The following is a 25,574-nucleotide window of genomic DNA, read 5'->3' as shown; positions in this document are numbered from 1 at the left end:
CATTCACGCCACCGCCCCTGCGGCGGTGGTTCATTGGCTTGTGCACTAGCTGCTGGGCCTGAAGAGCGAGTGCTAGCGCAAAGGCCGTTAAACCCCCGGGGCAGGCCCGGGGGCGGATGTGCAATTTCACTTCGTCTCCTCCAGCAGCACAATGCATTCGGTACTAATCGCCTCTTCGCGACCAATCGGCCCGACGTTCTCGCCGGTCTTGGCTTTCAGGCCGATGCGGTCGACGGGGAGTTCCAAGATCTGGCTGATCGCTTCGCGCATGACAGTTTTGTGCGGTAGCAGTTTGGGCCTTTGGGCAAACACAATGCAGTCGAGATTACCAATGCGATAGCCGGCCGCCTTCACGCGGTCATGAGCCAAGCGGAGCATGTCGGCTGAATCGCGGCCTTTGTTCTCGACAGCTGTATCGGGAAATAGTTCGCCGATATCGCCGAGGGCAGCTGCCCCGAGAATGGCATCGGTGATGGCATGCAGCAGCGCATCGGCGTCGCTATGGCCGATCAAGTGATGGTCGTGAGGGATGGTAATACCCCCGAGCCGAAGCGGCCCACCCTGACCAAGTCGATGCGTATCGTGACCAATGCCCACGCGCATGCCGCGGAAATCCTTCTCCGAAGTGCTGTCTCAAAACAGGCAAACTGCACAGTTTGTGCGGCGATTATATCGCGACGGGCGAAAACGAACAATGCGAAGCTAATTATGCTCGGCCGGGTCTTCGCCGGGGCGCTTGCGCAGGTGAGTCTGCAGGTAAAGAGCCCGCTCGACGTTGCGGTCCTGCGTCTCAAGCTCTAGCCCACGCAGCTTCTGCAAGTGAGCAGGCTGGGTGTGAATGAACAGCTTGTTGATCGTCGGGATTTCTAGGTCTTGAATCAACCCGAGGTTGATTCCCATCCGCACGCTGCTGAGCAGATGCAGGGTTTCTTCGCTGCTGATTTGCTGGGCCGTGCAGAGAATGCCATACGCCCGGCTCACGCGGTCGTGCAGATCTTTTCGGCTCTCTTTCACCAGGAAGGCGCGGGCCTGACGTTCGTAATCGATAATCACCGGAATCACTTCGCCGACCTGCTTGACCAGTTCTTCCTCGCTCTTGCCGAGCGTGACCTGGTTGCTGATCTGGTAGAAGTCACCCATCGCCTGCGAGCCTTCGCCGTACAGGCCGCGGACCGCCAGCCCCATCTTCTGCAAGCTGCGGAAGACTTTTTCGATCTGCTGCGTGATGACGAGTGCCGGCAAGTGCAACATCACACTCACGCGCAAGCCAGTGCCGACATTCGTGGGACACGCCGTCAGGTAACCCAGCTTTTCGTGAAAGGCGAACGCCACCCGCTTATCGAGTTCGGTGTCGATCTTGTTCGCCTGCTCCCAGGCCGATTCCAGATCGAGGCCGCTATGCATCACCTGCATCCGCAAGTGGTCTTCCTCGTTAATCATCAAGCTGTAGGTCTCGTTCGCGTCGATGAAGACGCAGCGAGCACCGCTGGCATCGGCCAATTCGCGGCTAATGAGTTGCCGCTCGACGAGGAACTGCCGGTCGATGCTCGGCAGGCCGGCCACATCGACGTTGATCAGTTCCTTCCAGTCGGTCACGCTTTGAATGGCCGCACGAAAGGTCTGCTCGATTCCCTTCCGGTCCTGCTCGTTGCAGCGGCGGATGAAGGGAAACTCAGCCAGGTTGCGAGCCAGGCGAATGCGGCTGCTAATGACAATATCGGACTGCGGGCCGGAACCACGCAACCATTCACCACAGCGCTCAGCGAACTCGTCGAATTTCACGTCAAAGTCCGCAGAGGTGATTGAAATAGAAGGAAGGATGCGAATCGCATTGTAACTGAATTCCGCTGAACTCAGGACGGGCAATATCTGAATCGTGGGGCGAGGATTACTTTTCTAAATCGCGAATCTGGTTTCGCAATTTGGCTGCTAGCTCGTAATTCTCTTTTTCGACGGCTTCTTTCATTTCTCGCCGCAGCCGAATCAGTTCCGTCTTGGCATCGGTCCCCTGCACGGCGTGCGCGGGGCGCTTGCCGGTGTGCCGCGTTTCGCCATGAATATTGAGCAAGAGTGGCGTCAGTTCTTTTTCGAAGAAGACGTAATCGTGCGAGCAGCCCAGGCGTCCCTGGCTGCGGAACTCAAAGAACGTAATGCCGCAGACCGGGCACTTCCGCTGATCGAGCTTGGCCAACTCGTCGGCAGCCTGGCCAATCTTCAGTTGCTTGGCCAAAACCGCTGCCAACGTGGGTGGGGGTGGCGCACCGGCATCGTTTTGGCTGAGGTACGTCTTGGCGCACGTCTCGCACAAATGATGCTCTTGGGGCTCGGGACCGGTTAGTTCCGTGATATGAAACGTCGCCGGCTTTTCGCACTGTTGACACTTCATAACGTCACGACCAACAAATCGCCCTCACAAAACTGTCAGCAGCCCACATCGCCGCCGACGCAACCTGCGCATCATAACATAGGGCGGCGATTCCCAAGGAGGGCAATCTCCCGCCTCCCCTCGTGGATTCTAGGAGTGGGCCCTGGAGTGTCAAGGCAACGGCGCGTGAGTTAGCGGATGGGAGCTGGGAGCTAGGAGCTGGGAACTAGGAACTTGAGATTCAAATTCTTACTCCCTCTCCTCGGTACTCCGGGGAGAGGGGTGCGCTGAGAACCCGCTTTCCCTTGCAATCGCCACCGGCAAACAAACCTCCCTTACTCATTTGCGACTCTCCGTCCCAACGACGCGCTCTCACCCTCCAAATGCCACCCGGAAATTTCCGGAATTCGCGTTTTTCATCAGTTTCTCCAGCGGCCGCAAGGAACGATCCAGACGGCACTTACAGCGCGAGGAGCCCTGAAAAAGCCCCCGAAATTTCCAAAATCGATTTCCGGAATTTTACTCCCGATTTGAACGAATTTCGCGCGAATTCCCAGTCTTGGGCAGCCCGCGGGTAAACGCCGCCGCTGCCAACTAGGGAATAATATGTTCCGCAAGAACAGAAGAATGTGTTGCGGATTAATGCGCAATATGTCGCGACATCGGTCCAAATTTACACATACTTACTACCAAATTTTCAGAGAGCGTGCCGCCGAAATTAGACACTCCTCCCCGGACTAGTCTGGTCACCGCGCGGACGGTTTTGTGACCGTTCACGCCAGCATGTAGGTCACATCCGCCGGATGTGATCCTGGTCGGCATCCGACCGGCAAACTACAAATTCGGTGTCTCGCCGCTTCAGGTTCCGGCCAGCGGCCAGAACCTACCGGGTACTGGCGTGAACGGTAACACGGCTTTCTGTTGCCCGGCCCTACGCCTTCAGCATCAGCTTGGCGACCTCGCGCGCCTTCACCAGCGCCTCGGCCAGCTTCTCGGGCTGCTTGCCGCCGGCCTGGGCCAGGTCGGGCTTGCCGCCGCCACCGCCACCAACGACAGGAGCGACATCGCGCACCCAGTTGCCGGCGCTGACCCCCTTGGTCACCAGATCTTTCGAAACTCCGGCGACGAGCACGACTTTCCCTTCCCCTTCGGCAGTGGCGAGGAAGATCGCGCTCGGGCTGATCTTCTGGCGAATCTGGTCGATCAGTTGCCGCATCAAGTTCGAGTTCGCACCGGGCGCTTCGGCCACGACGACGGTCGCACCGCCAACCTGTTCAGATCCCGCCAGCAATGTTTCGGCCGAGATCGAGCCAGCTTCGTTGCGCGAGGCAATCTGCTGTTTGAGTTCCGTCGATTCTGCGAGCAACGCTTGCACGCGAGCGGGGGCATCAAACAGGGCGACATTCAGCAAGCGGGCCGTGTCGCGCAACAGCGATTTCTTTTCGGCAGTCGTGGGCGAAGGAATCTTCGCCAGGCTGATAGGCTCGGTGCCGGTCGCTGGTTTCGCACCAGTGGTGAGTTGCTTGCGGAGGTCGCGCACTTGCTGGACCAGGTGTCGCACCGCGTGATTCACTTCGCCGATTCCCGTTCCGAGCGCGTGCGCGATGGCTTGCAACGAACTATCGGTTTGTGCTTCGTGGGCCTTGGCTTTTTCACCAGTCAGGGCGGTGATGCGGCGCACGCCAGCAGCGACCCCTTCTTCGGCCAGAATCTCGAACGAACCAACGTCTTGCGTATTATCGAGGTGCGTACCGCCGCACAATTCGCGGCTGAACTCGCCCATCGTCACCATCCGCGCTGGGTCGGGATATTTCTCGCCGAACAGCATCATGGCGCCAGCTGTGCGGGCTTCGCTGAGCGGAACAAACTTGGCGGTGATCGTTTGTGCTGCCGCCACTTGCTCGGCAACGTCGCGCTCGATGGCCTGCAACTTCTCGGCGCTCACGGGTTCCGGATTGCCGAAGTCGAATCGCAACCAATCCTCTTCGACCTTCGAACCCATCTGGTGCGCGTCTTTGCCCAGCGACTTCTGCAGGGCGTAGTGCATGATGTGCGTCGCCGAGTGAGCGCGGCGAATTCCTTGCCGGCGAGCCGTATCGACCTTCGCGGTCACCTTCGCGCCAGCTGTCATTTTGCCCTGCGTCAGGTGACCAATATGCAGCAGCAGATCGCCGTCTTTCTGCGTATCGATCACTTGGAACGTGAAGCCCGCGCCGGTCAGTTCACCTTTGTCGCCAACCTGGCCACCCGACTCGCCGTAGAACGGGCTCCGATCGAGCACCACCGTCACCGGGCTCTTGTGGCCCACTTCGGTCAACTCATCGCACAGGTGATCCTGGGCCACGATTCCCTTAATCTCGGCAGTCGCTTCAATGCCGTCGTAGGCGAGGAACTCGGTACTCTTGAGGGACTTCTTCAAGGCACCGATGGGATTGTTGACATCCATACCCGTGTCTTGGGCGATCTTGCCCGACTTTTCGCCGTGCAATTCCATCGAGTCTTTGAAGCCGGGCCAGTCGAACGTAAAGTTCAACTCGGCTGCCATGTTTTCGACAAGCTCGGGCGGAATGCCGTACGTCTGATACAGGTCGAACGCTTCTTGACCAGGGACCGTCACGCGGCCGTGGCTCTTCATGTCGCTGAAGGTCTTGTCGATCCGCGCGAGGCCGGCATCGAGCGTGCCGAGGAACGCACTCTCTTCACCTTGCATGGCCTTCTCGACGCGGCTGGTCGTATCCGAAATCTCGGGATACGAAGCCTTCATCAGTTCGGCGACCTTGCCGACCAGCTTGTACATGAACGGTTCGCGCAGGCCCAGTTGATGGCCGTCGAGAATCGCGCGGCGCATCAAGCGGCGAATGACGTAGTTTTGCTTGTTGGGGCCCGGGAGGACGTTTTCGTGAATGGCGAACGTACACGCGCGCACATGGTCGGCAATCCGGCGCAAGCGGCGACCGCGATCTTCCTTCGGGTCGTACTTAAAGCCACACACTTCGCCAGCTGCTTCGACGAGTGGGCGTAGGATATCGATGTGATAGTTCGTATCGACCCCTTGCAGCACGCTGGCGATCCGCTCGAGCCCCATGCCCGTGTCGATGTTCTTGCTCGGCAACGGCCGGAGGTTGTTCGGCGGATTGCCGACACGGTTAAACTGCGTAAACACCAGGTTCCAGATCTCGACGCTCTTCGTCGCACCCGGCGCGTGATAATAGATTTCGCTGCACGGCCCGCAGACACCGTCGGGGCCTTTGCTCGGAGCGCTCGCGGGCCAGAAGTTGTCGTCTTCGCCCATCCGCTCGATGCGATTGACGGGGAGGCCGATTTCGTTGTGCCAAATGCCGGCCGCTTCGTCATCGTCGAGGTAGACAGTGACCGTCAGCCGGTCTTTTTCGATGCCGAGCCATTTCTTATCGGTGAGAAACTCCCAGGCCCAGTGAATCGCTTCCTTCTTGAAGTAGTCGCCGAAGCTGAAGTTGCCCAGCATCTCGAAGAACGTATGGTGATAGGCGGTGCGGCCGACGTTATCGATATCGCCGGTGCGGAGGCACTTCTGGCAGGTGGTGGCGCGGGTGAATTCGAGCTTCACGCGGCCCAGAAAGTGATCTTTGAACGGATTCATGCCGGCCGGCGTGAATAGCACCGAAGGATCCCAGCGTGGCACCAGCACATCGCTGGCCTGGCGGGTGTGCCCCTTGCTCTCGAAGAACTCCAGATACTTTTCGCGCAGTTCGTCAGTCTTCATGGCCAGATCCGTTGGTCGTCGTTGCTTGCTGTGGGAACGATTAATTTAGGAACGATCGAACGCCCAGTGCCAAGCGAAGCCCGCCCTGGCTCAGTGCGCAACATGCCCTAAAACCGCTCATCGTAGCGGATTACGACAATTTGGACCAGATGAAGCTGCGGGGCGAATGCCGCAGCCTTTGAGGTAACCCGCTCTCAGCACCGAAGGTGCGGCGACATGCCAGCCTTGTGGAAGTTAACCATTTCTCCCACTAGGTTTGCGATGTGACGAAGGTCATGCCGACGTACTGAACGCAGGAGTCGTCGGTTAATTTGCTGGACAGTTGGGGATAGTGTTTTTTCATCGTGCGGCTGATGCTCACTTCGCCCATCGGGGTTTTTCCCTGAGCCTTGCACCACTCGCGATAGTGGGCCAGAAGTGCCGTCCGACGACAGCGGCAGTTGTCGATGCCGGTCAACCGAACCTTCGCTTGGAAGAACTCTAGGAACGAGTTCTGAACAGCAAGGGAGTTAGTGTTCGTAGTCGATTCGAGCACCCGCAATCCGTCGCCGTGCTCTTTTAGAATTCGCTCCACGATGCGCTTGGTTATCTCTCTCCCGCATTCCCCTCGTCCCTTTCCTGCGTCTGCAAGTGCCTTGGCGATGAACCGATGAGAGTAGCCAGCTTGCCCCATCCGCCATATCTCCTGAACTACGTCGGGCGATACCCGTACAGTTAAGATGGCCTTCGCCTTGCGGCCCGATTCGCGAGCCGTAAAGTGGGTAATTATGCTGAGAAGTTCAGATTGCAGGCCCTCCGCAAAGCCCTTCGCCTCAGCATCGCTCTCGTCCATCGTGTAGACGAGGTTGCAGCCACCGATTTTCGCCAAGTGTTCGATTAGCTTCACCCCGAACCTACAGATTCTGGTGAAGTCCTGAGCGACTAAGAACCCACCCCTGAACTTCCCGGCAATGATGTCGCCAATGAGGCGAACTAGAGCAGGCCGATTGAAGTCCATTCCGCCACCAACGCTCTTGTACCACGTCACGTCTGCCCGGTTGCCCCACTTCACTTTAATGAACGTGGCAACTCGTTCCTCCTGATGCTCAAGACTCGATTTGTCTGAGTCGCCTCTAGCGGTATTTTGTTTTGCAGAAGAGACCCTAATTATTGCAGCAACTGGAATCGTCCCTGATGATTTCCCCTGCTGTACTTCGTCCGTAATGACAGTCTCTTTAGTTTCTCCTAAGAACCTCCTTACAGATTCTATTGTGAATCTTCTGGCTCCTGAAGGAAGCCTAAGACAAACCAACTTGGGGTTTTCACCTTCACTATTTCTACGGATGGTGTTCGGATGACAGTTTGTCAGGCGGCAAACATCGGCCATTTTAAGAAGACGGCCCTCAATCCAACTTTCTTTTTCACCACCACAGATAGACCCAACGGACGTACCGACAGACAATGAACCCAGCATTTCAAGTTCCTCTAATTCAGGACTTGGAGTGTCAGGGGTCGCCGCTGCTCTAACAGTTGCGGCCCTGTCTTTTTTGACCGGCAAGAGAGCCAGTCAGTCGAATCGACGTGATTCAACCTGAGATTTTGCCCGCGTGGTCAAGTCCAACCCTAACCTTCCCTGCTCATTCCTGCGGAAATGTCATCGCAGAACTAGGCAGGTTGGATTTCAAAGGCTGAGAAAACCCCATAAATGCGAAGTGCTTGGCGGGTTTATTCATTGCCAAACCGGGGGGGTCCCACCCCCCTCAGAACCGCGGGGTCATGCTTAGTGGGTCAGCGAGAAAAATCAGCAGCGGCACCACTCACCGGGTCGCTGCTAATCCACCATAGTGAGCCAATCGAGTAAACAAAAAAACCGGAGCAGGTGAAGTAAGGCACCGGCCCCGGCCAGAACTGACGAACAGTATCGGAGGAATCGTCAGCTCTTATTTGTCTTTGTTGGCGAGTAAGAAATCAGTGAATTCTTTGTCAACTTCGCCGTTGAACGGTTCGACGATGCCACCCGCCACTTTCTTAAGATGACAGCTCCATTCGTCACACTCTTTTAGTGCTTGGCTAATCTGTGCAGCCTTTCGGCTGCTTGTCTTGTCCTGCATGTGGGCCGCAAATGACGTTTCGCCAGTTTGCTCGATGACCGATTCTAGCGATTGAAAAAATAGTGCCTTATCCATGTGGTTTTGGCTCCCTAACTATCTCGCCATCATTCCCAACGCGAGTGAACCCATATCTTGAGACGAGATGCGAATTCCAAACCCAATTTTTGTGAAAATTTGCCAATGGCTCGCCGATTGTCTGATTCCTTGTCAGCTTCTTATAGGCTAGTGGCGTGAAGTTAAAGTCGAGCGAGCACAGCTGAGCAACCGCACACAGAATAACCCGTTCTTTATCCGCCCAATCGCAGACCTCGCGAAGGAGCTGTTTGCCCAATCCACGCTTTCTATGGCTCTCGTTAACGGCCAGCATGCTAATCAGCAAGCTATCAGCGACACTAGATATTCGCTTGACCGACAATAGCGAAGTATAGGCACCGTCACCACCTGGAATTTCATCTAGCAATAAAGCCAAGCTTTCCCACGGTGTCCCTACGTGACTTTCTCTATGGATAACCACGCTTCTCTCTTTGAAATGTTCTGAAAGCTTATCCAATAGATTATCTGCCATGTGCTTTATCTCCATTTTCACCAAATACCTTTCTGAGCCATCTCTTCGCGGAAAGCCTCTTAAGTTCCAACACTTGAGCCGGTGAAGCGTTTGCTACGCTAAAAGCCGCAGGCGGCTGATTGGCTATTTCTCTTTTTCTCAGGAGAGCTATTTCTAAATCTGAAGGCAAAGCAAATAGTGTGCTTAAAATCTCGTCCTCGCTTCTCCCTCTATCTCGCAAATCCAAGGCTCTGATTCACTTGTGAGCTTCTGAACGCCCCGTTAATAAAACGTCTTCGCCTTGCTTCGCCAATGTAATCGAGCTTGAAAGCTCTTTAGCCGTTATTCTCATTCACTTTAACCTCAGTCATTTCTTGCTTAGCCTGATGCCAGTCGTATCTAACCATGCGGTCAGAAAGGCCCCATACATTTTGAAAGAATCGCAAATCGTAACCAGCCGAAGGATTAAAGAACTGCTTCATTATCGCCAAACGAAAGCGCCTAACCTCTCTTGCCGTTGCCCTTACAGGCAGTTTTCTCTTATCCATTTATGTTCCTCTTGTTTTGAAAGCACCCTTGCCCATATTCGCCCGCAATAGCTGACAGATACAGAACAGGCGAATACAGGACTAGGGAGTGATACAAGATGTCAATTTCTCTTGCCATTAAGTAATACACCAAACAGAAAGAATTCGGCAAGGTAGTGAGCGGATAGCCGAAATATTTCACAAAATTATCCTGCCTGGCGATAACGTGCCCGCTACAGCAAACTACTTTAGCCAGTTCACCACGCAATAAGCGAGACTTCGAGAGCGTTGGAAGTTTTCTAGTGCTTTTGCAACCGTAAGTCGAATGACGGTTCAGCTTAACGAGGTGTACTGGTCGAATTGAAATGCGATTTAATTGCAAATCAATTGATTGGAAATGCCAAATTGGCGATTTTAACCAGTGGCCTATCTGACTGGCTAACTGCATTCTTTAATTCCCCTGTGCTTCGGGGAGGCTCTATTTCGACGTTCCATTGCCGGAATAGCAGGGAAGAATGCCAGTTGTTTCGTGCCCCAGAATCATACTTCTACGATTAAGGCAGCACTCTCTCTGTCTGTTCCTGTGGAGTGATTGTCTTTTTGTGTGGATAGTAGAGAGCTAGTGAATGAAAGCGAATGAGGTGTTTCCCTGCTCTAATTATGTAGAAATGAAAACACGACCATCCAACTATAGATACGACAAAACCCCTGCGAGGATATCTCAGGGGTTTAGCGTGGTTTCGTTATTCTGGTAAATAACGGGCTATCTATCTAAATCACGATTCTTCCCTTGGAGTAAGGATACTCGAAGGAAGGTGATGGTTTGCTTTATCTAGTTACTTGCCTACTCAGCTGTGTTGGACTGAATAGCCTGTTTACTCCCGTTCGCCTTTTCCGATTGCTCGGCTCCAAGTACCTGTTGACAATCTGAGTCAGTGCAGGTTTTGCGGCGTGAGGTAAACATTACAATTTGTGAGATTGCCCCTTGTCGAGCACCGGCCAGTGGCCAGCACTCTCTAAGCTCATCCCCGACTATTGCCGGGAATCAGGCTTGAGCGGTTAATCTATAGACTAAGCTTACTTTCGCGAGACCATCCCAAGCGGAATCTTCTCGCCCGTGTTAAACCTTTATTTAAGTGGAGGCACGGTAACGCGTAACCACTTTCTGCCAGTTCTATATTTCATCGTTCATTCACCAGAATAAGCCAAGACAAACAGGACATACCAGTCCTATCGCTTGCTAACTACATTTTACCTAGAGCCGGTTGCAAAACCGCGTCTCGCTAGCTGAACCGTTGTGTGTTGGTGATCGTAAGATTCACGAAAGGAGTTCGTCAATGTGCTCAAGGTCTCGCGAATTGGCGGGATCCAGGATGGAACCGACGGAGTTGGGGTATCGTCCGCAGCTGAATGATGAGCAATGGGCGTTGATTGCCGATTTTTTTGTCGAGCCGGATCCGGACCCACGTGGTGGTCGACCGCGGGCCGCTGCTCGGCATTGCCTCGAAGGCATTTTGTGGGTCTTGAAGAGCGGCTCACGCTGGAAAGATCTGCCGTCTTGCTTCCCGTCATACGCGACGTGCTGGCGACGCTTTGCCGCCTGGTCGGTCGACGGAATCTGGGAAGCGGCCTGGCGACGACTGGTGCTCGCGCTCGATCAACGCGGCGACATTGAGTGGGAAGAAGGCTTTGCCGATGGCACGTTTGCCTCGGCAAAAAAGGGGGCGATCTTGTCGGCCCCACCAAACGCGGCAAGGGAACCAAGCTCATGTTGCTGGTCGATGGCAACGGCTTGCCACTGGGAGTCGACGTCAACAGTGCCAGTCCTGCGGAAGTCGGCCTGATCGAGCCGCTGCTCGAAGAAGCCGTCACCGACTACGTTCCTGATCGCCTGATTTATGATCGCGCAGCCGACAGCGATCCTTTGCGCGAACACCTGGCAGATCGCGGCGTGGAATTGATCTGCCCCCATCGCCGTGGCCGAGTGCGGCCACCAACTCAAGACGGCCGCGCACTGCGTCGCTATCGCCGCCGCTGGATCATCGAACGCACCATCAGTTGGCTTCATTCCTTTCGCCGACTGGTCACACGCTACGAGTACTACTCGTTCCTCTTCCATAGCTTCGCCAAGCTGGCCTGTATGATGATAGTCCTCAGACGGTTTTGAAACCGCTTCTAGTCTCAGCTAAGAGGTAAAAACAGAATTGCCGGATTCGTTAAAATCCATTCTGCTTCGAGTGCCTCTATTGATATTCTGGCAGCAAAAGCCACTTCTTCAAGAGCTTGACCAGATTTCTTTCCAAGGTGCTTATTCTATAGATTAGCCCCTGGCCCACTCAATTCTTACTTCTCGGCCTGAATGCTAGATAAAGCAGAACGGCAACCATTAGAACAGCTATAGACGAGCACACCTCAGACCAGCCAATTGCGAAGTAGGCGTCATGGATGAACACGTCTCCAACCATAGCACCACACAACTTCTTATTCTGTAAAGTAACCCGCCCAGTTCAATTAACAATCTAACCGCAGTGGGATTAGCTCGCCACTTCTGAGCAAGGTTTGTTCTGTGTGAAATCTGATGAACGATTCTCCCTTGCTTTACTCTTGGCCAATGCCAGTCGGTTGCACTGGATAGCAGGGAAGGTTAACCATTGACTTCAGCCCCAAGCAAACTACCCTAAACGGTTTTACGCCACCCCTGAAGTGAGGTCTAGTTCGATGGCTAAGAAGCAAGCAGCACCGCAGATTATTCCCGCAGCCAAGGCCAGCCCAAACGAGGTCAGCGAGGAATCAAAGGCACTCGCTTTAGCCAAAATGGTTATCAACCAGTACGGCGGTAGCGTGGATTCTGCGATTGAGGCAGTGAAAAACTATGAACCCAATCCCATCGGCCAGCTAATCGATGCTAACGGGGGCAAGGATAGCGTTCTGGCGATTTTGGCGAGCCTGAAAGCATCGTAGCTTTGCCACGCTGCTATCACGTCCGCTAGAATGAGGGACAATGCCTCACTCCTGCTAATTTCGAGCATTGGCTCTATGACGACAATCCCGTACGTTTTCATCGGTTCATCAGTTGAAGGATTGGACGCAGCCAAAGCGATTCAATCTAACTTGCAGTATTGCTGCGAGTCGCATATCTGGCATCAGGGTCTGTTCGGCCTGAGTGGCGGAACGCTGGAGACGCTGGTTAATAATCTCGATTCTTTCGACTTTGCAGTACTTTGCCTCACACCGGACGATTTGACCATCAGCCGTGGGCAGGAGAAGAAAGCCCCACGCGATAACGTCATTCTGGAACTTGGCTTGTTCATGGGAAAGCTGGGCCGAGAACGAGTGTATTTGGTCATTGACCGCGACGCTGATGCAAAAATGCCAAGCGACCTTGCCGGAATCACTCCTGCGAAGTTCACTAAGCCGCAAAAAGGCAATTGGCTAACGGCACTTGGACCAGCCTGTACCGACATTGAGCGGGAAGTCAAACGATTGGGTTGCAAAAGCGGCCACTCCGACCTCAATTTTATTATCTCGCCGTTTGTTATCGGCGGTAACAAAGTGTCAATAATGATGGTGATAGAGAATCGCAGTTCTAATGCTCTACCGCCCCATAGAATTCGGCTCAAGCGAGGAACCAAGAACCATTTTCCATTCAAGCCCTCAAAGGAGAATGAGCCGATGCTGCCGACACAGTTTAGAGCGTACGAACTTCCCTTAATTGACGAGGAATCGCGGACTAGTTTTACGCCTGATATAAAAGCAATGGTAACAAACGAGGACGGGACCAATTTGAGCGAAAGCGAGATGTCCGAGTTCTGCTTCGATATCCTTCTAAAGGATAGTTACACAGTGCTATATAGAAGCGAGGAGCTAGGATACGGACTTATTAAGCTTATCAGGCACTTTTCGCATTTCGAAACCGGAATGGAAATAATCCCCTCAGATGTTCGGGCTATTTTTGACAAGCATCGCCTGGCGTTAATTGACATGCATGCTTAATTAGCCAAATTCCTCAACCAGATAGAGCATCGCAGAAGCTGCAAGATTCAGCGTGAGTTGGCAGTGATGTTCCTCTGCTACTCTGGCAGTCGTTCCGCCACCGTGGGCTGAACTAGCAAGGTTGCGGACGTTAGCCACCGACATCAGCACTTGATTGTATCCGCCGTCGAGCGGGGCATTGTCTACGATGGCTTTCACCAGATGACTTGCGGGCCTTGTCGGGTCATGCGGCCACTGCTTCTTGGCCAGAATGACCTTCATCACGCTTTCGTAAGCGGACCCGGCTTTTGTGATTGCTTCGGAGTACTTTGCCTTTTTGTAGTCATCTAATGCAGAAAGAAATTCATCATTCGGCACTTTGTATTCAGCCTGAGAAAGGAGCAGCAACACGGGCTGAATGACCGTGGCGTAAACTAATAAGCTATCGACGCGAACGAGCGTCTTCGAATTTACATCAAACTGATAGCCGACTCCGTTTTCACGAAAACGATGGTTTAGTTCTTTGACAGCTTCTTGTGCTTCTAGTCCAGCGTTCTCAAGCTCAAAATCGCATGGTGTATGCTCGCCCGGCGAAAGTAGTAAAACTGTTTGAAAAATCTTCTCAACTAAATCAAGAACCAGCGGAACGTCGCCTCCTTGTAAAAGGCAGTACCTGATTTCGACAAATGGGTCATTACATTCTGCTGGTGGCAGATGCGGCACGCCATTTTCGCGAACCACCACATGACGAATTTGGTCGAAAAAACCAATTGGGCGGTCCATTCCATGATTGCACGACAATTTCCCTAGAGTGTCGTCGTAGAGGTACGCCAGTTGTTGCCGGAGCTTGAGGGGCAACTCATCGTAGACAAAGACATCCGGAAGTGGCTTTCCTCGTTTTGAGAACACATCGAATGGCATGGCGGTGCCTATGGGTGACTGGTTGTTGAGAACTCGACTTTTGTTCACTGATTAAACCATAGTTTCCCCAGGAGTCAAGAAAGCAAAATACGCTCCGCTGAATAGCTCAGCAGAGCGTTAGTGATTTTTCACTGACAGGGGTCGAACGCGGTCATCAGGCAAGGTTTGCTGCTACAGCGTGTCTCCTTAAGTACCAAGTCGGTCAAGGTTTGCGATTCGTCGCAGCTTCAATCGACCTGGGGGGGTGAGCGAGGTAGCCTTGTGGAAGTTAACCATTTCTCCCACTAGGTTTGCGATGTGACGAAGGTCATGCCGACGTACTGAACGCAGGAGTCGTCGGTTAATTTGCTGGACAGTTGGGGATAGTGTTTTTTCATCGTGCGGCTGATGCTCACTTCGCCCATCGGGGTTTTTCCCTGAGCCTTGCACCACTCGCGATAGTGGGCCAGAAGTGCCGTCCGACGACAGCGGCAGTTGTCGATGCCGGTCAACCGAACCTTCGCTTGGAAGAACTCTAGGAACGAGTTCTGAACAGCAAGGGAGTTAGTGTTCGTAGTCGATTCGAGCACCCGCAATCCGTCGCCGTGCTCTTTTAGAATTCGCTCCACGATGCGCTTGGTTATCTCTCTCCCGCATTCCCCTCGTCCCTTTCCTGCGTCTGCAAGTGCCTTGGCGATGAACCGATGAGAGTAGCCAGCTTGCCCCATCCGCCATATCTCCTGAACTACGTCGGGCGATACCCGTACAGTTAAGATGGCCTTCGCCTTGCGGCCCGATTCGCGAGCCGTAAAGTGGGTAATTATGCTGAGAAGTTCAGATTGCAGGCCCTCCGCAAAGCCCTTCGCCTCAGCATCGCTCTCGTCCATCGTGTAGACGAGGTTGCAGCCACCGATTTTCGCCAAGTGTTCGATTAGCTTCACCCCGAACCTACAGATTCTGGTGAAGTCCTGAGCGACTAAGAACCCACCCCTGAACTTCCCGGCAATGATGTCGCCAATGAGGCGAACTAGAGCAGGCCGATTGAAGTCCATTCCGCCACCAACGCTCTTGTACCACGTCACGTCTGCCCGGTTGCCCCACTTCACTTTAATGAACGTGGCAACTCGTTCCTCCTGATGCTCAAGACTCGATTTGTCTGAGTCGCCTCTAGCGGTATTTTGTTTTGCAGAAGAGACCCTAATTATTGCAGCAACTGGAATCGTCCCTGATGATTTCCCCTGCTGTACTTCGTCCGTAATGACAGTCTCTTTAGTTTCTCCTAAGAACCTCCTTACAGATTCTATTGTGAATCTTCTGGCTCCTGAAGGAAGCCTAAGACAAACCAACTTGGGGTTTTCACCTTCACTATTTCTACGGATGGTGTTCGGATGACAGTTTGTCAGGCGGCAAACATCGGCCATTTTAAGAAGACGGCCCTCAATCCAACTTTCTTTTTCACCACCACAGATAGACCCAACGGACGTACCGACAGACAATGAACCCAGCATTTCAAGTTCCTCTAATTCAGGACTTGGAGTGTCAGGGGTCGCCGCTGCTCTAACAGTTGCGGCCCCGTCTTTTTTGACCGGCAAGAGAGCCAGTCAGTCGAATCGACGTGATTCAACCTGAGATTTTGCCCGCGTGGTCAAGTCCAACCCTAACCTTCCCTGCTCATTCCTGCGGAAATGTCATCGCAGAACTAGGCAGCCCAGGACAACGCCCTGGGAACCTGATACGAAAGCGCGCTGCGAAAAAATCAGCCTTCGGGATGAGCTGCCAGCCACTGTTGGGCTGCGAGTTCAGGCTCCGGTTCCTCCAGGAACGGTTGGCTGGTCAAGTCTCCAAGTACCTCGACCGCCGACCAGCGCAGATCATCTTCTTTCCATTCGTCGGCGGTTAAGATGTAGCGAATCACCCCAAAAATCGCCTTGCCCCCGACGGATTTTAACGCCCGAAGGGCGACGTCGTTCGCCTGAGCTTCTTTGCCATCGTACTGCGGCACTCGAATCGCGCAGGCCACTAAGGCATCTTCTGCCTCTTGCCGGGCAGGTCCCAATTCGTTCCGTTCGGCGAAGTCGCCGATAAAGGTCGCCGCGAGTTCCCGAGCATCGTAGTTGCTGTGACTCAGCGAGCTGCAAACCCAATTGATAATCTCGGGGCCGCGGCCACGCAGTTCTGCAACTGCTGACCAATACCTGCCGGACGAAACGGGGAGAGGAGGTTTCGCAGCAGTGTCTACTTCAATCGTCGGGTCGGGAAACTGCGCCCAATACTCCTCGCAAACTCGAGTCAGTTCCTGCGTCGTTAGTTTGGGAATGTCGCCTCGCAAGATCCGATCATTGGCAATCTCTGCCGGCGTCGCCCGCACAATCCCCGGGTCATCTGGTGGAGAGAATAGGTATGCAAGCAAGCGTTTGAGCATGGCAGATGGCTCATAGAGCTAGGTTACAATCTTTCGTGCGCGTGCCTGTAGCAGGCTGACAAAATGAGACGTCGCCAAGTAGCGGTCGTAGTCGGCCTTTTCCGCTTCTGTCAGCAGGCCATGATTTGCTTTATCGGCCAGTTCATCAATGCGAGCCTGCGTCGCCGCATCCGCGCGAATCGCCACTATTTTTTGCGCTGCCTCGGGTGTCAGGCATTCAGCAAAAGGTTCGATAATCTGCTCGAAGAGCGAGGTACTCACACTTCTATGATATCGAGAAACGTGAGAGCAAACAAACGCCTCAGATTAACGGTAGTGGGCTAACTTGAGGGAGTCGTCTCCTCACGGTCTAGCTCCAGGTCTCAGTCCACCACTTGTTGAGCATTTCTTCCGGGACACCCGCAGCCCAAAGCATGCAAAAAACAAGAGGCACGAAAAAGGCGCCGAGGACGAACAAAAGTTGGCAAGCTATTAGGTAGGAAACCGGTGCTTTCCCCATGTGATAGGGCACTACAGTGGCGAAAATCCCGAGCGAGAAGAACACGATCGGAAAAAGGGGCTTGAAGAAAACCAGCGCGGCCACCGTTGCCGCTGGTGCGAGAAGAATTGCCAAAAGATTTAGCCAGTAAACGCGAAGCGACTTATTGAGGGAGTACTTCTCCATGCTCCAATTCTACCACCGCAGGAAGAAAAACTGCCAGAGCGACCGGCCCTAGTCCGACTAGCAGTACTGAAGCACCGTCTCGTAAAACTCATCGAAGTCCCACAAGTGGTGAGTCACCTTTACTAGTTACTTAAACTAGTCCTCTATCAGATTTGCGCACCAACGAACAAGGGGCACGTGATTCACGCGCCCCTTTGAGCGTTGTTTTGCTGGCAATCAAATCGTGGGCTAAAGCCCACGCTACGAAAACGCGCTACGGGGCATTATCCCTTGCTGGTGTATTCGGCGGCGAAGAACTTCTTGCTGTCGCCGACGGTGGGCTTGATGGTGCGAGCCCCTTCCTTCCAGTTGGCGGGGCAGACTTCGCCATTCTTTTCGAAGTACTGCAGGGCTTGCACCATGCGGAGGGCTTCGTCGACGCTGCGGCCGAGGGGCAGGTCGTTGACGACCTGGTGACGGACCTTCCCTTCCTTGTCGATCAGGAACAAGCCACGCAGGGCGATGCCGCTGGGGATCAGCACGTCGTAGGCCCGCGAGATTTCTTTGTTCAGGTCGGCGACGAGCGGATAGTTGATCTGGCCGAGGCCGCCATCGGTGCGGGCTGTGTTCTTCCACGCCAGGTGGGTGAAGTGGCTATCGACCGAGACGCCGAGGATTTGCACGTTCAACTTTTCGAAATCTTCGTTCCGATCCGAGAAGGCGATGATCTCGGTGGGGCAGACGAAGGTAAAATCGAGTGGCCAGAAGAACAGCAATACGTACTTGCCTTGGTAATCGGACAGGCCGACGGTCTTGAACGAGCCGTCGGGCATTGCGGCCTGAGCCTTGAAGTCGGGAGCCGCTTGTTGAACCAGAACGCCCATAAAGTCATCCTCTGTATATTGGGTAAGGTGGGAGTAAATCAGATGTTCGACAAGCCGTTTTGCACAGCTGTCGAACCAACCACGTTACCCCTTGGATGACGGCAATGGCAAGGGGCCACCGCCCACCTGACGATCCTCAATTCAACCATGAAGCAACTCGGTTGGCGAATTCTGATTGCCCTGGCCATTGTCTGGGCAGCTCCCTGGTCGTTGGTGGGAGTGTCGCTCGGCTTGCTCAGCCTGGCGAGTGGCGGATCGTGCCGCTTGCGGGGGCGAGTCCTCGAATTCGAAGGGCGATTCCTCGCCTGGCTCCTTAACCGGGCACCGGTCATCGGCGGCGCAGCAGCGATGACGCTGGGGCACACCGTCATCGCGTGCGGACAGTCGGATCTCGACCGCACGCGCGCTCACGAGTTCATTCACGTGCAGCAGTACGAACGCTGGGGGCTCTTCTTCATCCCGGCCTATCTGCTCTCGTCCCTTTGGCTGTGGCTCCGCGGCAAGCACCCTTATTGGGACAATCCCTTCGAACGCGAAGCGTACGAGAAGACGGGCTGACATGCTTTTCCGCCACCGCGGCGTAGGGGCGTGAAGCAACACTTGCGTCTTAGTTTTTGCGCGGAGCGGTCCTGGGCTGATATTTCCATTCGAGACAAACCCGCGCTTGCTTATTGTCCGGGTACGAATCGGCATGCTTGCCGCCCCACATCATAAAGACGTGCTTCTCTCCCTTGAAAGTTCCTTCTCCCGGATTCCAATTCTCGAACGCAGCCAACTGGCCATCAAGCCGATACAGTTTGCCGTCGGCTCCCTTGACTAGCCCCAGCCAGATATCTTGCTGCTTCGGCAACAAGCGATAGACGAAGTTGTTCTCTTCGAGCGAGTCGACAATTACCGGAGTCGCAGACTGCGCTGCGGCGACCTTGATCGCCTCGTTAAAATTCATCGATTTGTCCAGCATCTGGTACCAACTGCCAAACTCGGCGTTCCAGACAGCTTCTTTGGGAACATAGTTGGGACGAGTTGGCTCCTGCGTTAGATCCTCCTGGACTGCAAGCGGAGGCGAAGACCCGACCGGTAATTGGCTGGCGGATGAAGGGCCAGCGCTCGATGCGTTGGCATGAAAAACGATCGAGCGGAAAGCAAACTCGCTCTTGTAAGAGCCCAGATAAAAACGCCCGGGTTCCAATGCCAGGCCCTTTGACGATGACGATGTTAATCGCTGTAAGTCGCCACTCCAGCGGATCCATTCCTTGCTGTCGACGAAGATGACGATCGATGCTGTCGCGCCTCGTTGGGCAACCTGCGCAGTGACGTGATGCTTCCCCGCTGGGAGCACGTTTCCCTTCACTGACGAGCTGTTGTTGTTTGGTTTTTGGCCGTCCAAATTGCCGATGCCAGAGTAATAACCCGTATCGGGCCAACCGCCGAGGGTGACTGAAGTTCTCGGTCCCACCGGCACGATAATGTGGATTCCTTCTCTTCCCTGCAATCGCTCCACTTCAAAATCGAGTTGAATCTCGAAGTCGCTCCCGGCAGGTGCCTGCCAGCCGGGCAGCACAAGATGTGAAGACTCTATCGTCTTAACGACCAGATCACCCTTGTCGGTTCGTGACCACTCACCATCGACGACATGTTTGGCCAAGTCCAGGCCCTCTAACGCATCGATCGTTCTTGGCTGTAACGGTTGGGGAGCTTCTGCTATTTGAGGGCTGCGGAGCGAATCGATTGGTCCCAAGTCGGCCAGCAACTTCTTGGCACTCGCCAGTGAGATGACGTCAATTTCCTTAGAGTCAACCGCCTGCTGCAACAACGTGGCAGCAACTCGTTGGGCTGCTAGTTTGCGAGCGCTGGTGCCGCTCGTGGCGATCTTCAACCAGTCTTCTGCGCACTCAAGACAACGGTTCCCATTGCTCGCTGCGGCCGGAGCGAGAACCTCGTTGGTTTCTTTTGCTAGGCTCGAAAGCGGATAGCTGGCGGGAAGGGCGGCGAGCAAGGTAAGTCCCTTGCGAACATCGCCGCTGGCGAACTCATATTCGGCGACGATGTTCTGAGCCGATTCGTTGCTTGGGTCGCTTTTGAGGGCGGCAGTCGCGTCGTGAAATCGCTGCGCGGCATCGACGTCGGCCCGAGTCTCTTTCGATTGGTCGACAAACGCCTTGCGCAGGACAGGATCCTGTACCGTGCCGAAAGCCTTCAAAGCATCGGTGATGAGAATTCTGGCCGCCGCCGGATCGACCTTGGCCATAGCGCGGGCTACGTCCAGCATTTTGCGGGCAACCTGGCCCCGTTCGACTTCGTTCGTGCGTACTTCTTTGACCGTCACCGCAGCGCGCAGAATGCTGGCTTGCAAGCCGGGAACCTCCTCCCTGGGCATTTCGTCGGCAGCCTCAATTTCCTGCAGCAGATTCAGAGCGCCGTTATGCTTGCCCGACTTGGCCAGGGTTTGCATCGTCATCTTCGCGCAGACGAGCGACTCTTGCTTGTTGAACAAAGCTGCCTGGCCGCGGATGTGCCCCAGGGCATCCAGCATTTTCTCGCCATCGTCCAACTGCGTGGCAGCGGTAAACAGCACGATGATTGTCGCCTTATGCGCGACCGGGTCGGTCTTGACCGTTGGATCGTTAGCGAATTCGCGAATCTGCTCATACTGCTTCACCGTGGGCTTGGCGGTCTTCTCCAGACCGATTCGCTCGAGCAGCGTGGTTCGCTTGGCATCGACTTGTTCTTTGCTCAGAGTCGGAACGTTCGCAGCTGGCAATGGGCCGGGACCCTGAGGCACGAGCGAATTACCTGTGGTGGGCTGGTCAACCGGAGGCTGGTCGGCCGGCACAACGCCCGGCGGCAGAAAGGACCGCACAGGTTGATTGATCGACGAAACTTCCGTCATTGGCGGCGACGTATTGGCCGGGGCCGGATTGGTATCTTCTTGAATTGGCTTGAACTGAAAATCGGGACCAGTCGAAGCGGGAATCTGCGTGGTCGGCTTGCTCCGATCCTTTTTGCCTGTTGGCTGGGGAGCGGTCGCCTCTGACCCCGTGTGCGCTCTCTCGGCAGTCGTCGCTGGTTTACCTGAATTCGAGATCCACAGAGCGATCAGTAGAGCCAGCAAGCCGCTACCGAGAACTATTCCGCCCGCTGCCAGTTCCTTCCAGCGTTGTTGGAGGAACGTTGGTTGTTTGGTGTCGTGCGCAGCGTGCTGACCAGCATGCCGCTGAATGACGATCGGCTGCGTGACAACTTCCGGAGTTAGAATCGCCGCCTGGGGGAGCGGTTTGGGATGTGCCTGCGGAAGCGGCTTGGCGACTTGTAATTGCGCTGGGGCAGCAGTGACTGGCGCGGGGACCGGCTTCTCCGTAACATGCTTTTCCAAGACCGGCGGAGCATTGCTGAGCGAATCCTTCGCAGCCGAAATTTCGTTCAGCAGTTGCTGGAGGATCGGGCCATACTTGCGATTGGTCGCGCAGCCCCGCACGTACTGCAGTTGACGATCCGCGGCCCGTTCAATGACGGTCACGTTCCGCTCGTCTTCGCGCAAACCGAGCAGGCGCGCACTGGTCACCTCCTCGTCCGCGGCGATTCCCAGGAATTCGTGCAACGCCTCGCGCCGTAACTGCTCGGCAGTCGACAATCGATTCTGACCGCCCGCACTCGCGTCGAGTTTACCGGTTGGCATGGGGGCACTCCCGTGAGTAGCCCGAGTTGACCTGAAAGGTGGGAAATTGCGATTGGTCGGCACTCAGGCAACCGGCAATTCTATCACCTGGTTACCCCCCTGCGCCTAGGGCTTAAATACGCCATTCTTACCCGCGAACCCGGGTTGGCAGAATCACCATTGGCACGCCGTCCCACTGCAAGCGGCGCTGGAGTGAGTAGGCCGTTTGGTTGTGGAGGAGCTTGCCGTACCAGGTTTCGCGCTGGAAAACGAGTTGCCCGGCAAAGACGACCGCGCCGGGAAAGTCGCGGTGAACCACGCGGCACAGTTGTTCCAGTTCGTCGACCACGTCGGTGCCAATCGACATGTAGGCCCGCGACGGCAGGCCGAGTCGCCGCGCGAGGTCGACATATTTTTCCAGCGAATCTTCCGTGTGTTTGCGCAAGTCTTCCATCGCTTCAATCCCCTTGAAGTTACCGGAGTCGACCACCCCCACAGAGATGAAAATCACGTTCTTAAAGTGATTCGGCACAAAACGGAGCGCGTTCAGCAGCGTGTGGACACCCAGCCCGCTGTAGCCACCCACCAGGATGACCGCGGTGGGATGTTCCGGGTTCGGCGGCGTCTTGTTCGGCTTGCCTTGCACTTCGATGGTGCCGAGCGATTCATCCAGCCCGCGGAGCCGGGCTGTCACGCCGACGTAGTAGCGGCGAATGAGCAGAGCGACGATCGTCAGTGCGCCAGTAACCACAACGGTAATGTAACCACCTTCGCGGAATTTGAACGACACGGTCACGACCAGAATGCTGCCGCACAGAATCGCGCCGAAGGTGAAGAGCGTCATCCTCATGTTCCAGTTCGGCAGCTTGCCTCGCATGGGATAGTAGTAGAGGCACATGCCGATCATCGAGAGCGTGAAGGTGACGAACACGTTGATCGAATACATGATGACCAGTTTCGAAATGTTGCCGCCGGTCACCCAGAGCGCGGCCATCGAACTGAGGCCGATGAGCACAATGCCGTAGTGCGACGACAATCGTTCGGACAAGCTGCCGAACCAATGCGGTACCCAACTATCGTAGGCCATGTTTGCCAGGCACTTCGGCCCGCCAATGAAGCCCGCCTGCGCAGCCACCAGCAGCAGCACCGCTTCCGACAGAATGGTGATGTACCGAAACGTGCGCGCGAACCAGCCGATGTCCTCTTGCTTGATGACCTTGTCTGTCCCGCTGACATACCACTGCACCAGCAAGTCGTTCATCGTTTGCTTGCGGTCGTGCTTGAGTGCTTCCAGGCTATCGAGTTGCTTGTGTGCGGGCTGGCCAACTTCGATGGAGTCAGCAGTGCTGACCGCGGCGTTGTGGCTCCCCACGGTGCCGTAGTACTTCTTCAAATCGAGTTCAAACAGCAGATAAGCGAGCATCAGGCCGCCTGCTGTAATGGCCAGTGATGCGCCCATGTAGATCATCGTCCGCTGGGCAGTTGCAACCCGCGGTTCGCGCATCACCGCCATGCTGTTCGAAACAGCCTCGATACCCGTATAGGTACCCGCACCCAGCGAATAAGCCTTCAATAACATGCTCAGCAGGAACCACCAGCCAATCGCGGGATTGCTCACGTCGCTGCGGATGTGGCTGGAAACATCGGTCGCCAGGCCGCCGATATCGCCCACGTGCGAACCGAGCACACCCACAATCAGAATCGCGTGCGTGATTAAGAAGATCACAAAGATCGGCGCGAGGATCGTCACCGACTCTTTCACACCCCGGAGGTTGAGGACAATCAGAAATAGAATCGCGGCAATCTCCAGCCCCAGCTTGACGCTGGTCTCGTCTTGAAACGGCAGATGCAGCGTACGCACGAGGGATAAGATCGACGGGCCGAAGAGACCAAACAGGGCGTCACCAGCCGCAGCAATCGACACGGTTACAGTCAAGATATAGTCGACCACCAGCGCACAACCGCTCAGTGCGCCGATCTCTTTCCCCAGCATCTTACTGGCGACGAGGTAACCGCCACCGCCGCTAGGAAACGCCTCGATGATGTAGCTATAGCAGGCCGAGATAATCACGACCGTAAAGACCGTCGCCAGCGCTAGGAACAGAGCCAGATAGGTGTGCCCCCGCAAGTGCTCGAAAGCTTCGCTGGGACCATAACACGAGGACGATAATCCGTCGGCACCGAGACCCACCCAGGCCAAGAACGCGATCAGCGAAATGTGCTGATGGATGGAGTGGTCGGCCAGGTCGAGCGGCTTGCCGACGAGCAGCGTTTTGACCGCTTGAGTCATGCCCGGCTCATCGAGCGGTTCGATGGCCTTGTCGGCGTCGACTTCCTGCACCGGCTCGTCGGGATTGAGATTGGCCGCCGCGCCTAGGTTGGCAAGTTCTAGTTGCGAAGCAGGTTTATTCGGATCGGGGTCGGTTGTCATGGTTGGCGGATGCCAGTTTAGGGCGGTAGGAACTCGCTGCGGATCGCTGGGTGCCGCTCCCAAAAATGGCGGCTCACACTTCAGCGGGGAAGGTGCGAGTAGAGGCCGGAGCACAAGCTCACGGCGAATCACTTCCGGGCGGTGAGGCAGTTAAGAATTGCTGACGACGAAGGAGGGACTTGTGTCGTTCAGCCTGGTGCGATAGTCAACCCGCAGTTATTAACCCGCGCGTGCGGCGCGACAGGTAATCACCGAGTTCCCGCAGTTAAGATTGGTCACGAGACCGCTGCCAACTGCGGGCAAAGTTAGGGAGAATTCGTTGCCAGCTATTATACATCGCCGGCCGGCATCGCAAGGACTGGCAGCTGGCCAAGCCTTAAGTCATTGCCCGGATTGTTTTTAAGTGATGGCTTGCCAGATCTATTTCAGCTGGTGAATGCTTTGAATGACAACTGCTTGCTGGGGCATGGCAGGAAAATCGCCTTGCGCGGCGACTGGCGTTTGCGCGATCTTGTCGATCACGTCTTGTCCTTCGATCACCTGACCAAACACGCAGTAGCCGAAGTCGGCATCGCTGGTATCGCCCACGTAATCGAGCCCTTCGTTGTCGGCCACGTTCACGAAGAACTGCGACGTGCCGCTGTGGGCAACACCCGGGTCGCGGGCGAGCGAAATCGTGCCGCGCTTGTTCTTCAGGCCGTTGGCGGCTTCATTAAAAACCGGAGCCCGCGTCGGTTTCGGTTGCAAATCTGGCGAATAGCCACCCGCTGCCAGCAGCGAGCCTTTGTCGACGTGGTGGAAAATCGTCTGGTCGTAGAAGTTGCGATTCACATAGTTACGCAGGAAGTTATCTACTGTCTGCGGAGCTTTCTGAATGAACAGTTGCAGCTTGATATCGCCCAGCGACGTGTGAATGAGCACAATCGGGTCGGCCACGGGCAGCTTCTGCACGGGTGCTTTCTCGGGGAAAGCGCTGGTGTTCGAAACTTCGGTCGTTGGCACGGCCGCGGTCTGCGCCGCTTCAATGCTGGCCGCAGGGACTGCCGGTTTGCTGCCGCCACAGCCGGTCGAAACGAGCGCCAAAATCAAGCTAGCGAGCAGACTTATGCTTAATCGCAGCCCGGAAAGAGAACGGTTCAAAGAATTCGACTGCATGCTAGCGGCCTCCTGCCCGGCGGTTTGCATCGCGCTCGATTCGCCAATCAGCGAACCCGCGCGTTTTCTAGTGGCGGCAATCATCTCCGCCCTGCCCATTTTTGGCAATGTCGGTTTTTGGGGTAAGCGAACCCGCGAACCCAAGAAGCCAATGCCAGCACCAGTTGCCCCAGGCGTTAACGGGCCCGCAAGGCGTTTGATAAAGAATGCGAAATTGGCACAACTCCGTTAGGGTGGCAGTTGA

At 55.2% G+C, this 25,574-nt stretch carries 21 protein-coding genes and 1 pseudogene; 5 read left to right on the top strand and 17 right to left on the bottom strand.

The features are described 5' to 3' along the window. Positions 1-126 precede the first annotated feature (126 nt). The 8 genes from ispF to ETAA8_RS31750 form a co-directional block, all read right to left on the bottom strand. A complete protein-coding gene (ispF, locus tag ETAA8_RS31785) occupies positions 127-603 on the bottom strand; it encodes a 2-C-methyl-D-erythritol 2,4-cyclodiphosphate synthase (RefSeq protein WP_145098662.1) in 477 nt (158 codons plus the stop codon). Positions 604-702: 99 nt separating this feature from the next. Then, complete coding sequence (locus ETAA8_RS31780) at positions 703-1,782, bottom strand: protein arginine kinase (RefSeq protein WP_145098659.1); 1,080 nt, start codon at positions 1,780-1,782, stop codon at positions 703-705. A 106-nt stretch (positions 1,783-1,888) separates the two neighbouring features. After that, entirely contained in the window at positions 1,889-2,386 is a 498-nt protein-coding gene (locus ETAA8_RS31775) for a UvrB/UvrC motif-containing protein (RefSeq protein WP_145098656.1), read from the bottom strand. Positions 2,387-3,296: 910 nt separating this feature from the next. After that, positions 3,297-6,107 (bottom strand): alanine--tRNA ligase, encoded by a 2,811-nt coding sequence (gene alaS, locus ETAA8_RS31770; protein WP_145098652.1) that lies wholly within the window; start codon positions 6,105-6,107, stop codon positions 3,297-3,299. Positions 6,108-6,357: 250 nt separating this feature from the next. Next, entirely contained in the window at positions 6,358-7,560 is a 1,203-nt protein-coding gene (locus tag ETAA8_RS31765; RefSeq protein ID WP_145098631.1) for a recombinase family protein, read from the bottom strand. Positions 7,561-8,026: 466 nt separating this feature from the next. Beyond that, a complete protein-coding gene (locus ETAA8_RS31760; RefSeq protein WP_145098649.1) occupies positions 8,027-8,272 on the bottom strand; it encodes a hypothetical protein in 246 nt (81 codons plus the stop codon). Further along, positions 8,265-8,762, bottom strand: coding sequence for a GNAT family N-acetyltransferase (locus tag ETAA8_RS31755; protein ID WP_202921392.1), 498 nt, complete (start codon positions 8,760-8,762; stop codon positions 8,265-8,267). Before ETAA8_RS31755 ends, ETAA8_RS31760 begins: the two co-directional genes overlap by 8 nt. Positions 8,763-9,076: 314 nt before the next feature. Continuing rightward, entirely contained in the window at positions 9,077-9,289 is a 213-nt protein-coding gene (locus ETAA8_RS31750; RefSeq protein ID WP_145098643.1) for a hypothetical protein, read from the bottom strand. A gap of 1,316 nt (positions 9,290-10,605) precedes the next feature. Between ETAA8_RS31750 and ETAA8_RS36020 the strand changes: the two are divergent. From ETAA8_RS36020 to ETAA8_RS31730, 4 genes and pseudogenes are all read left to right on the top strand, one after another. Continuing rightward, a pseudogene (locus ETAA8_RS36020) lies at positions 10,606-10,887 on the top strand (transposase); the annotation flags it as partial. 56 nt (positions 10,888-10,943) lie between these two features. Beyond that, positions 10,944-11,435 carry a transposase gene (locus ETAA8_RS31740; protein ID WP_261343586.1) on the top strand — a complete coding sequence of 164 codons (492 nt, stop codon included), beginning with the start codon at positions 10,944-10,946 and terminating at the stop codon, positions 11,433-11,435. 551 nt (positions 11,436-11,986) lie between these two features. Continuing rightward, positions 11,987-12,229, top strand: coding sequence for a hypothetical protein (locus tag ETAA8_RS31735; RefSeq protein ID WP_145098640.1), 243 nt, complete (start codon positions 11,987-11,989; stop codon positions 12,227-12,229). Positions 12,230-12,304: 75 nt separating this feature from the next. Then, positions 12,305-13,261 (top strand): nucleotide-binding protein, encoded by a 957-nt coding sequence (locus ETAA8_RS31730; RefSeq protein ID WP_202921391.1) that lies wholly within the window; start codon positions 12,305-12,307, stop codon positions 13,259-13,261. Here ETAA8_RS31730 and ETAA8_RS31725 read toward each other — a convergent pair whose 3' ends face one another. From ETAA8_RS31725 to ETAA8_RS31700, 6 genes are all read right to left on the bottom strand, one after another. Further along, positions 13,262-14,161, bottom strand: coding sequence for an STM4504/CBY_0614 family protein (locus ETAA8_RS31725; RefSeq protein WP_145098634.1), 900 nt, complete (start codon positions 14,159-14,161; stop codon positions 13,262-13,264). Between the two features lie 284 nt (positions 14,162-14,445). After that, on the bottom strand, positions 14,446-15,648 hold the full coding sequence (locus tag ETAA8_RS31720; protein ID WP_145098631.1) for a recombinase family protein: 1,203 nt from the start codon (positions 15,646-15,648) through the stop codon (positions 14,446-14,448). Positions 15,649-15,896: 248 nt separating this feature from the next. Beyond that, entirely contained in the window at positions 15,897-16,562 is a 666-nt protein-coding gene (locus ETAA8_RS31715) for a hypothetical protein (RefSeq protein WP_145098628.1), read from the bottom strand. 18 nt (positions 16,563-16,580) lie between these two features. Further along, on the bottom strand, positions 16,581-16,823 hold the full coding sequence (locus ETAA8_RS31710; protein WP_145098625.1) for a hypothetical protein: 243 nt from the start codon (positions 16,821-16,823) through the stop codon (positions 16,581-16,583). A gap of 88 nt (positions 16,824-16,911) precedes the next feature. After that, positions 16,912-17,226, bottom strand: coding sequence for a hypothetical protein (locus tag ETAA8_RS31705; RefSeq protein ID WP_145098622.1), 315 nt, complete (start codon positions 17,224-17,226; stop codon positions 16,912-16,914). 263 nt (positions 17,227-17,489) lie between these two features. After that, positions 17,490-18,089 (bottom strand): peroxiredoxin, encoded by a 600-nt coding sequence (locus ETAA8_RS31700; RefSeq protein ID WP_145098619.1) that lies wholly within the window; start codon positions 18,087-18,089, stop codon positions 17,490-17,492. A 147-nt stretch (positions 18,090-18,236) separates the two neighbouring features. Here ETAA8_RS31700 and ETAA8_RS31695 point away from each other — a divergent pair, with 147 nt between their 5' ends. Beyond that, positions 18,237-18,647 carry a hypothetical protein gene (locus ETAA8_RS31695; protein ID WP_145098616.1) on the top strand — a complete coding sequence of 137 codons (411 nt, stop codon included), beginning with the start codon at positions 18,237-18,239 and terminating at the stop codon, positions 18,645-18,647. 49 nt (positions 18,648-18,696) lie between these two features. Here the strand turns inward: ETAA8_RS31695 and ETAA8_RS31690 are convergent, their stop codons facing one another. The 3 genes from ETAA8_RS31690 to ETAA8_RS31680 all read right to left on the bottom strand — a co-directional run bounded on the left by ETAA8_RS31690 (position 18,697) and on the right by ETAA8_RS31680 (position 25,330). Beyond that, a complete protein-coding gene (locus ETAA8_RS31690) occupies positions 18,697-21,765 on the bottom strand; it encodes a C-type lectin domain-containing protein (protein WP_145098613.1) in 3,069 nt (1,022 codons plus the stop codon). Positions 21,766-21,892: 127 nt separating this feature from the next. Then, entirely contained in the window at positions 21,893-24,175 is a 2,283-nt protein-coding gene (locus tag ETAA8_RS31685; RefSeq protein WP_145098610.1) for an APC family permease, read from the bottom strand. A gap of 420 nt (positions 24,176-24,595) precedes the next feature. Then, positions 24,596-25,330 (bottom strand): peptidylprolyl isomerase, encoded by a 735-nt coding sequence (locus ETAA8_RS31680; protein WP_145098607.1) that lies wholly within the window; start codon positions 25,328-25,330, stop codon positions 24,596-24,598. Positions 25,331-25,574: the final 244 nt, after the last annotated feature.

This window comes from Anatilimnocola aggregata (genome assembly GCF_007747655.1).
GTDB lineage: Bacteria > Planctomycetota > Planctomycetia > Pirellulales > Pirellulaceae > Anatilimnocola > Anatilimnocola aggregata.
This window is presented reverse-complemented; position numbering and strand designations above follow the sequence as displayed.

Coding starts and splice junctions, on each gene's coding strand:
- ispF (WP_145098662.1), bottom strand. CDS start 603: ATGCGCGTGGGCATTGGTCACGATACGCATCGACTTGGTCAGGGTGGG.
- ETAA8_RS31775 (WP_145098656.1), bottom strand. CDS start 2,386: ATGAAGTGTCAACAGTGCGAAAAGCCGGCGACGTTTCATATCACGGAA.
- alaS (WP_145098652.1), bottom strand. CDS start 6,107: ATGAAGACTGACGAACTGCGCGAAAAGTATCTGGAGTTCTTCGAGAGC.
- ETAA8_RS31765 (WP_145098631.1), bottom strand. CDS start 7,560: ATGCTGGGTTCATTGTCTGTCGGTACGTCCGTTGGGTCTATCTGTGGT.
- ETAA8_RS31760 (WP_145098649.1), bottom strand. CDS start 8,272: ATGGATAAGGCACTATTTTTTCAATCGCTAGAATCGGTCATCGAGCAA.
- ETAA8_RS31755 (WP_202921392.1), bottom strand. CDS start 8,762: ATGGCAGATAATCTATTGGATAAGCTTTCAGAACATTTCAAAGAGAGA.
- ETAA8_RS31750 (WP_145098643.1), bottom strand. CDS start 9,289: ATGGATAAGAGAAAACTGCCTGTAAGGGCAACGGCAAGAGAGGTTAGG.
- ETAA8_RS31735 (WP_145098640.1), top strand. CDS start 11,987: ATGGCTAAGAAGCAAGCAGCACCGCAGATTATTCCCGCAGCCAAGGCC.
- ETAA8_RS31730 (WP_202921391.1), top strand. CDS start 12,305: ATGACGACAATCCCGTACGTTTTCATCGGTTCATCAGTTGAAGGATTG.
- ETAA8_RS31725 (WP_145098634.1), bottom strand. CDS start 14,161: ATGCCATTCGATGTGTTCTCAAAACGAGGAAAGCCACTTCCGGATGTC.
- ETAA8_RS31720 (WP_145098631.1), bottom strand. CDS start 15,648: ATGCTGGGTTCATTGTCTGTCGGTACGTCCGTTGGGTCTATCTGTGGT.
- ETAA8_RS31715 (WP_145098628.1), bottom strand. CDS start 16,562: ATGCTCAAACGCTTGCTTGCATACCTATTCTCTCCACCAGATGACCCG.
- ETAA8_RS31705 (WP_145098622.1), bottom strand. CDS start 17,226: ATGGAGAAGTACTCCCTCAATAAGTCGCTTCGCGTTTACTGGCTAAAT.
- ETAA8_RS31700 (WP_145098619.1), bottom strand. CDS start 18,089: ATGGGCGTTCTGGTTCAACAAGCGGCTCCCGACTTCAAGGCTCAGGCC.
- ETAA8_RS31695 (WP_145098616.1), top strand. CDS start 18,237: ATGAAGCAACTCGGTTGGCGAATTCTGATTGCCCTGGCCATTGTCTGG.
- ETAA8_RS31690 (WP_145098613.1), bottom strand. CDS start 21,765: ATGCCAACCGGTAAACTCGACGCGAGTGCGGGCGGTCAGAATCGATTG.
- ETAA8_RS31685 (WP_145098610.1), bottom strand. CDS start 24,175: ATGACAACCGACCCCGATCCGAATAAACCTGCTTCGCAACTAGAACTT.
- ETAA8_RS31680 (WP_145098607.1), bottom strand. CDS start 25,330: ATGCAGTCGAATTCTTTGAACCGTTCTCTTTCCGGGCTGCGATTAAGC.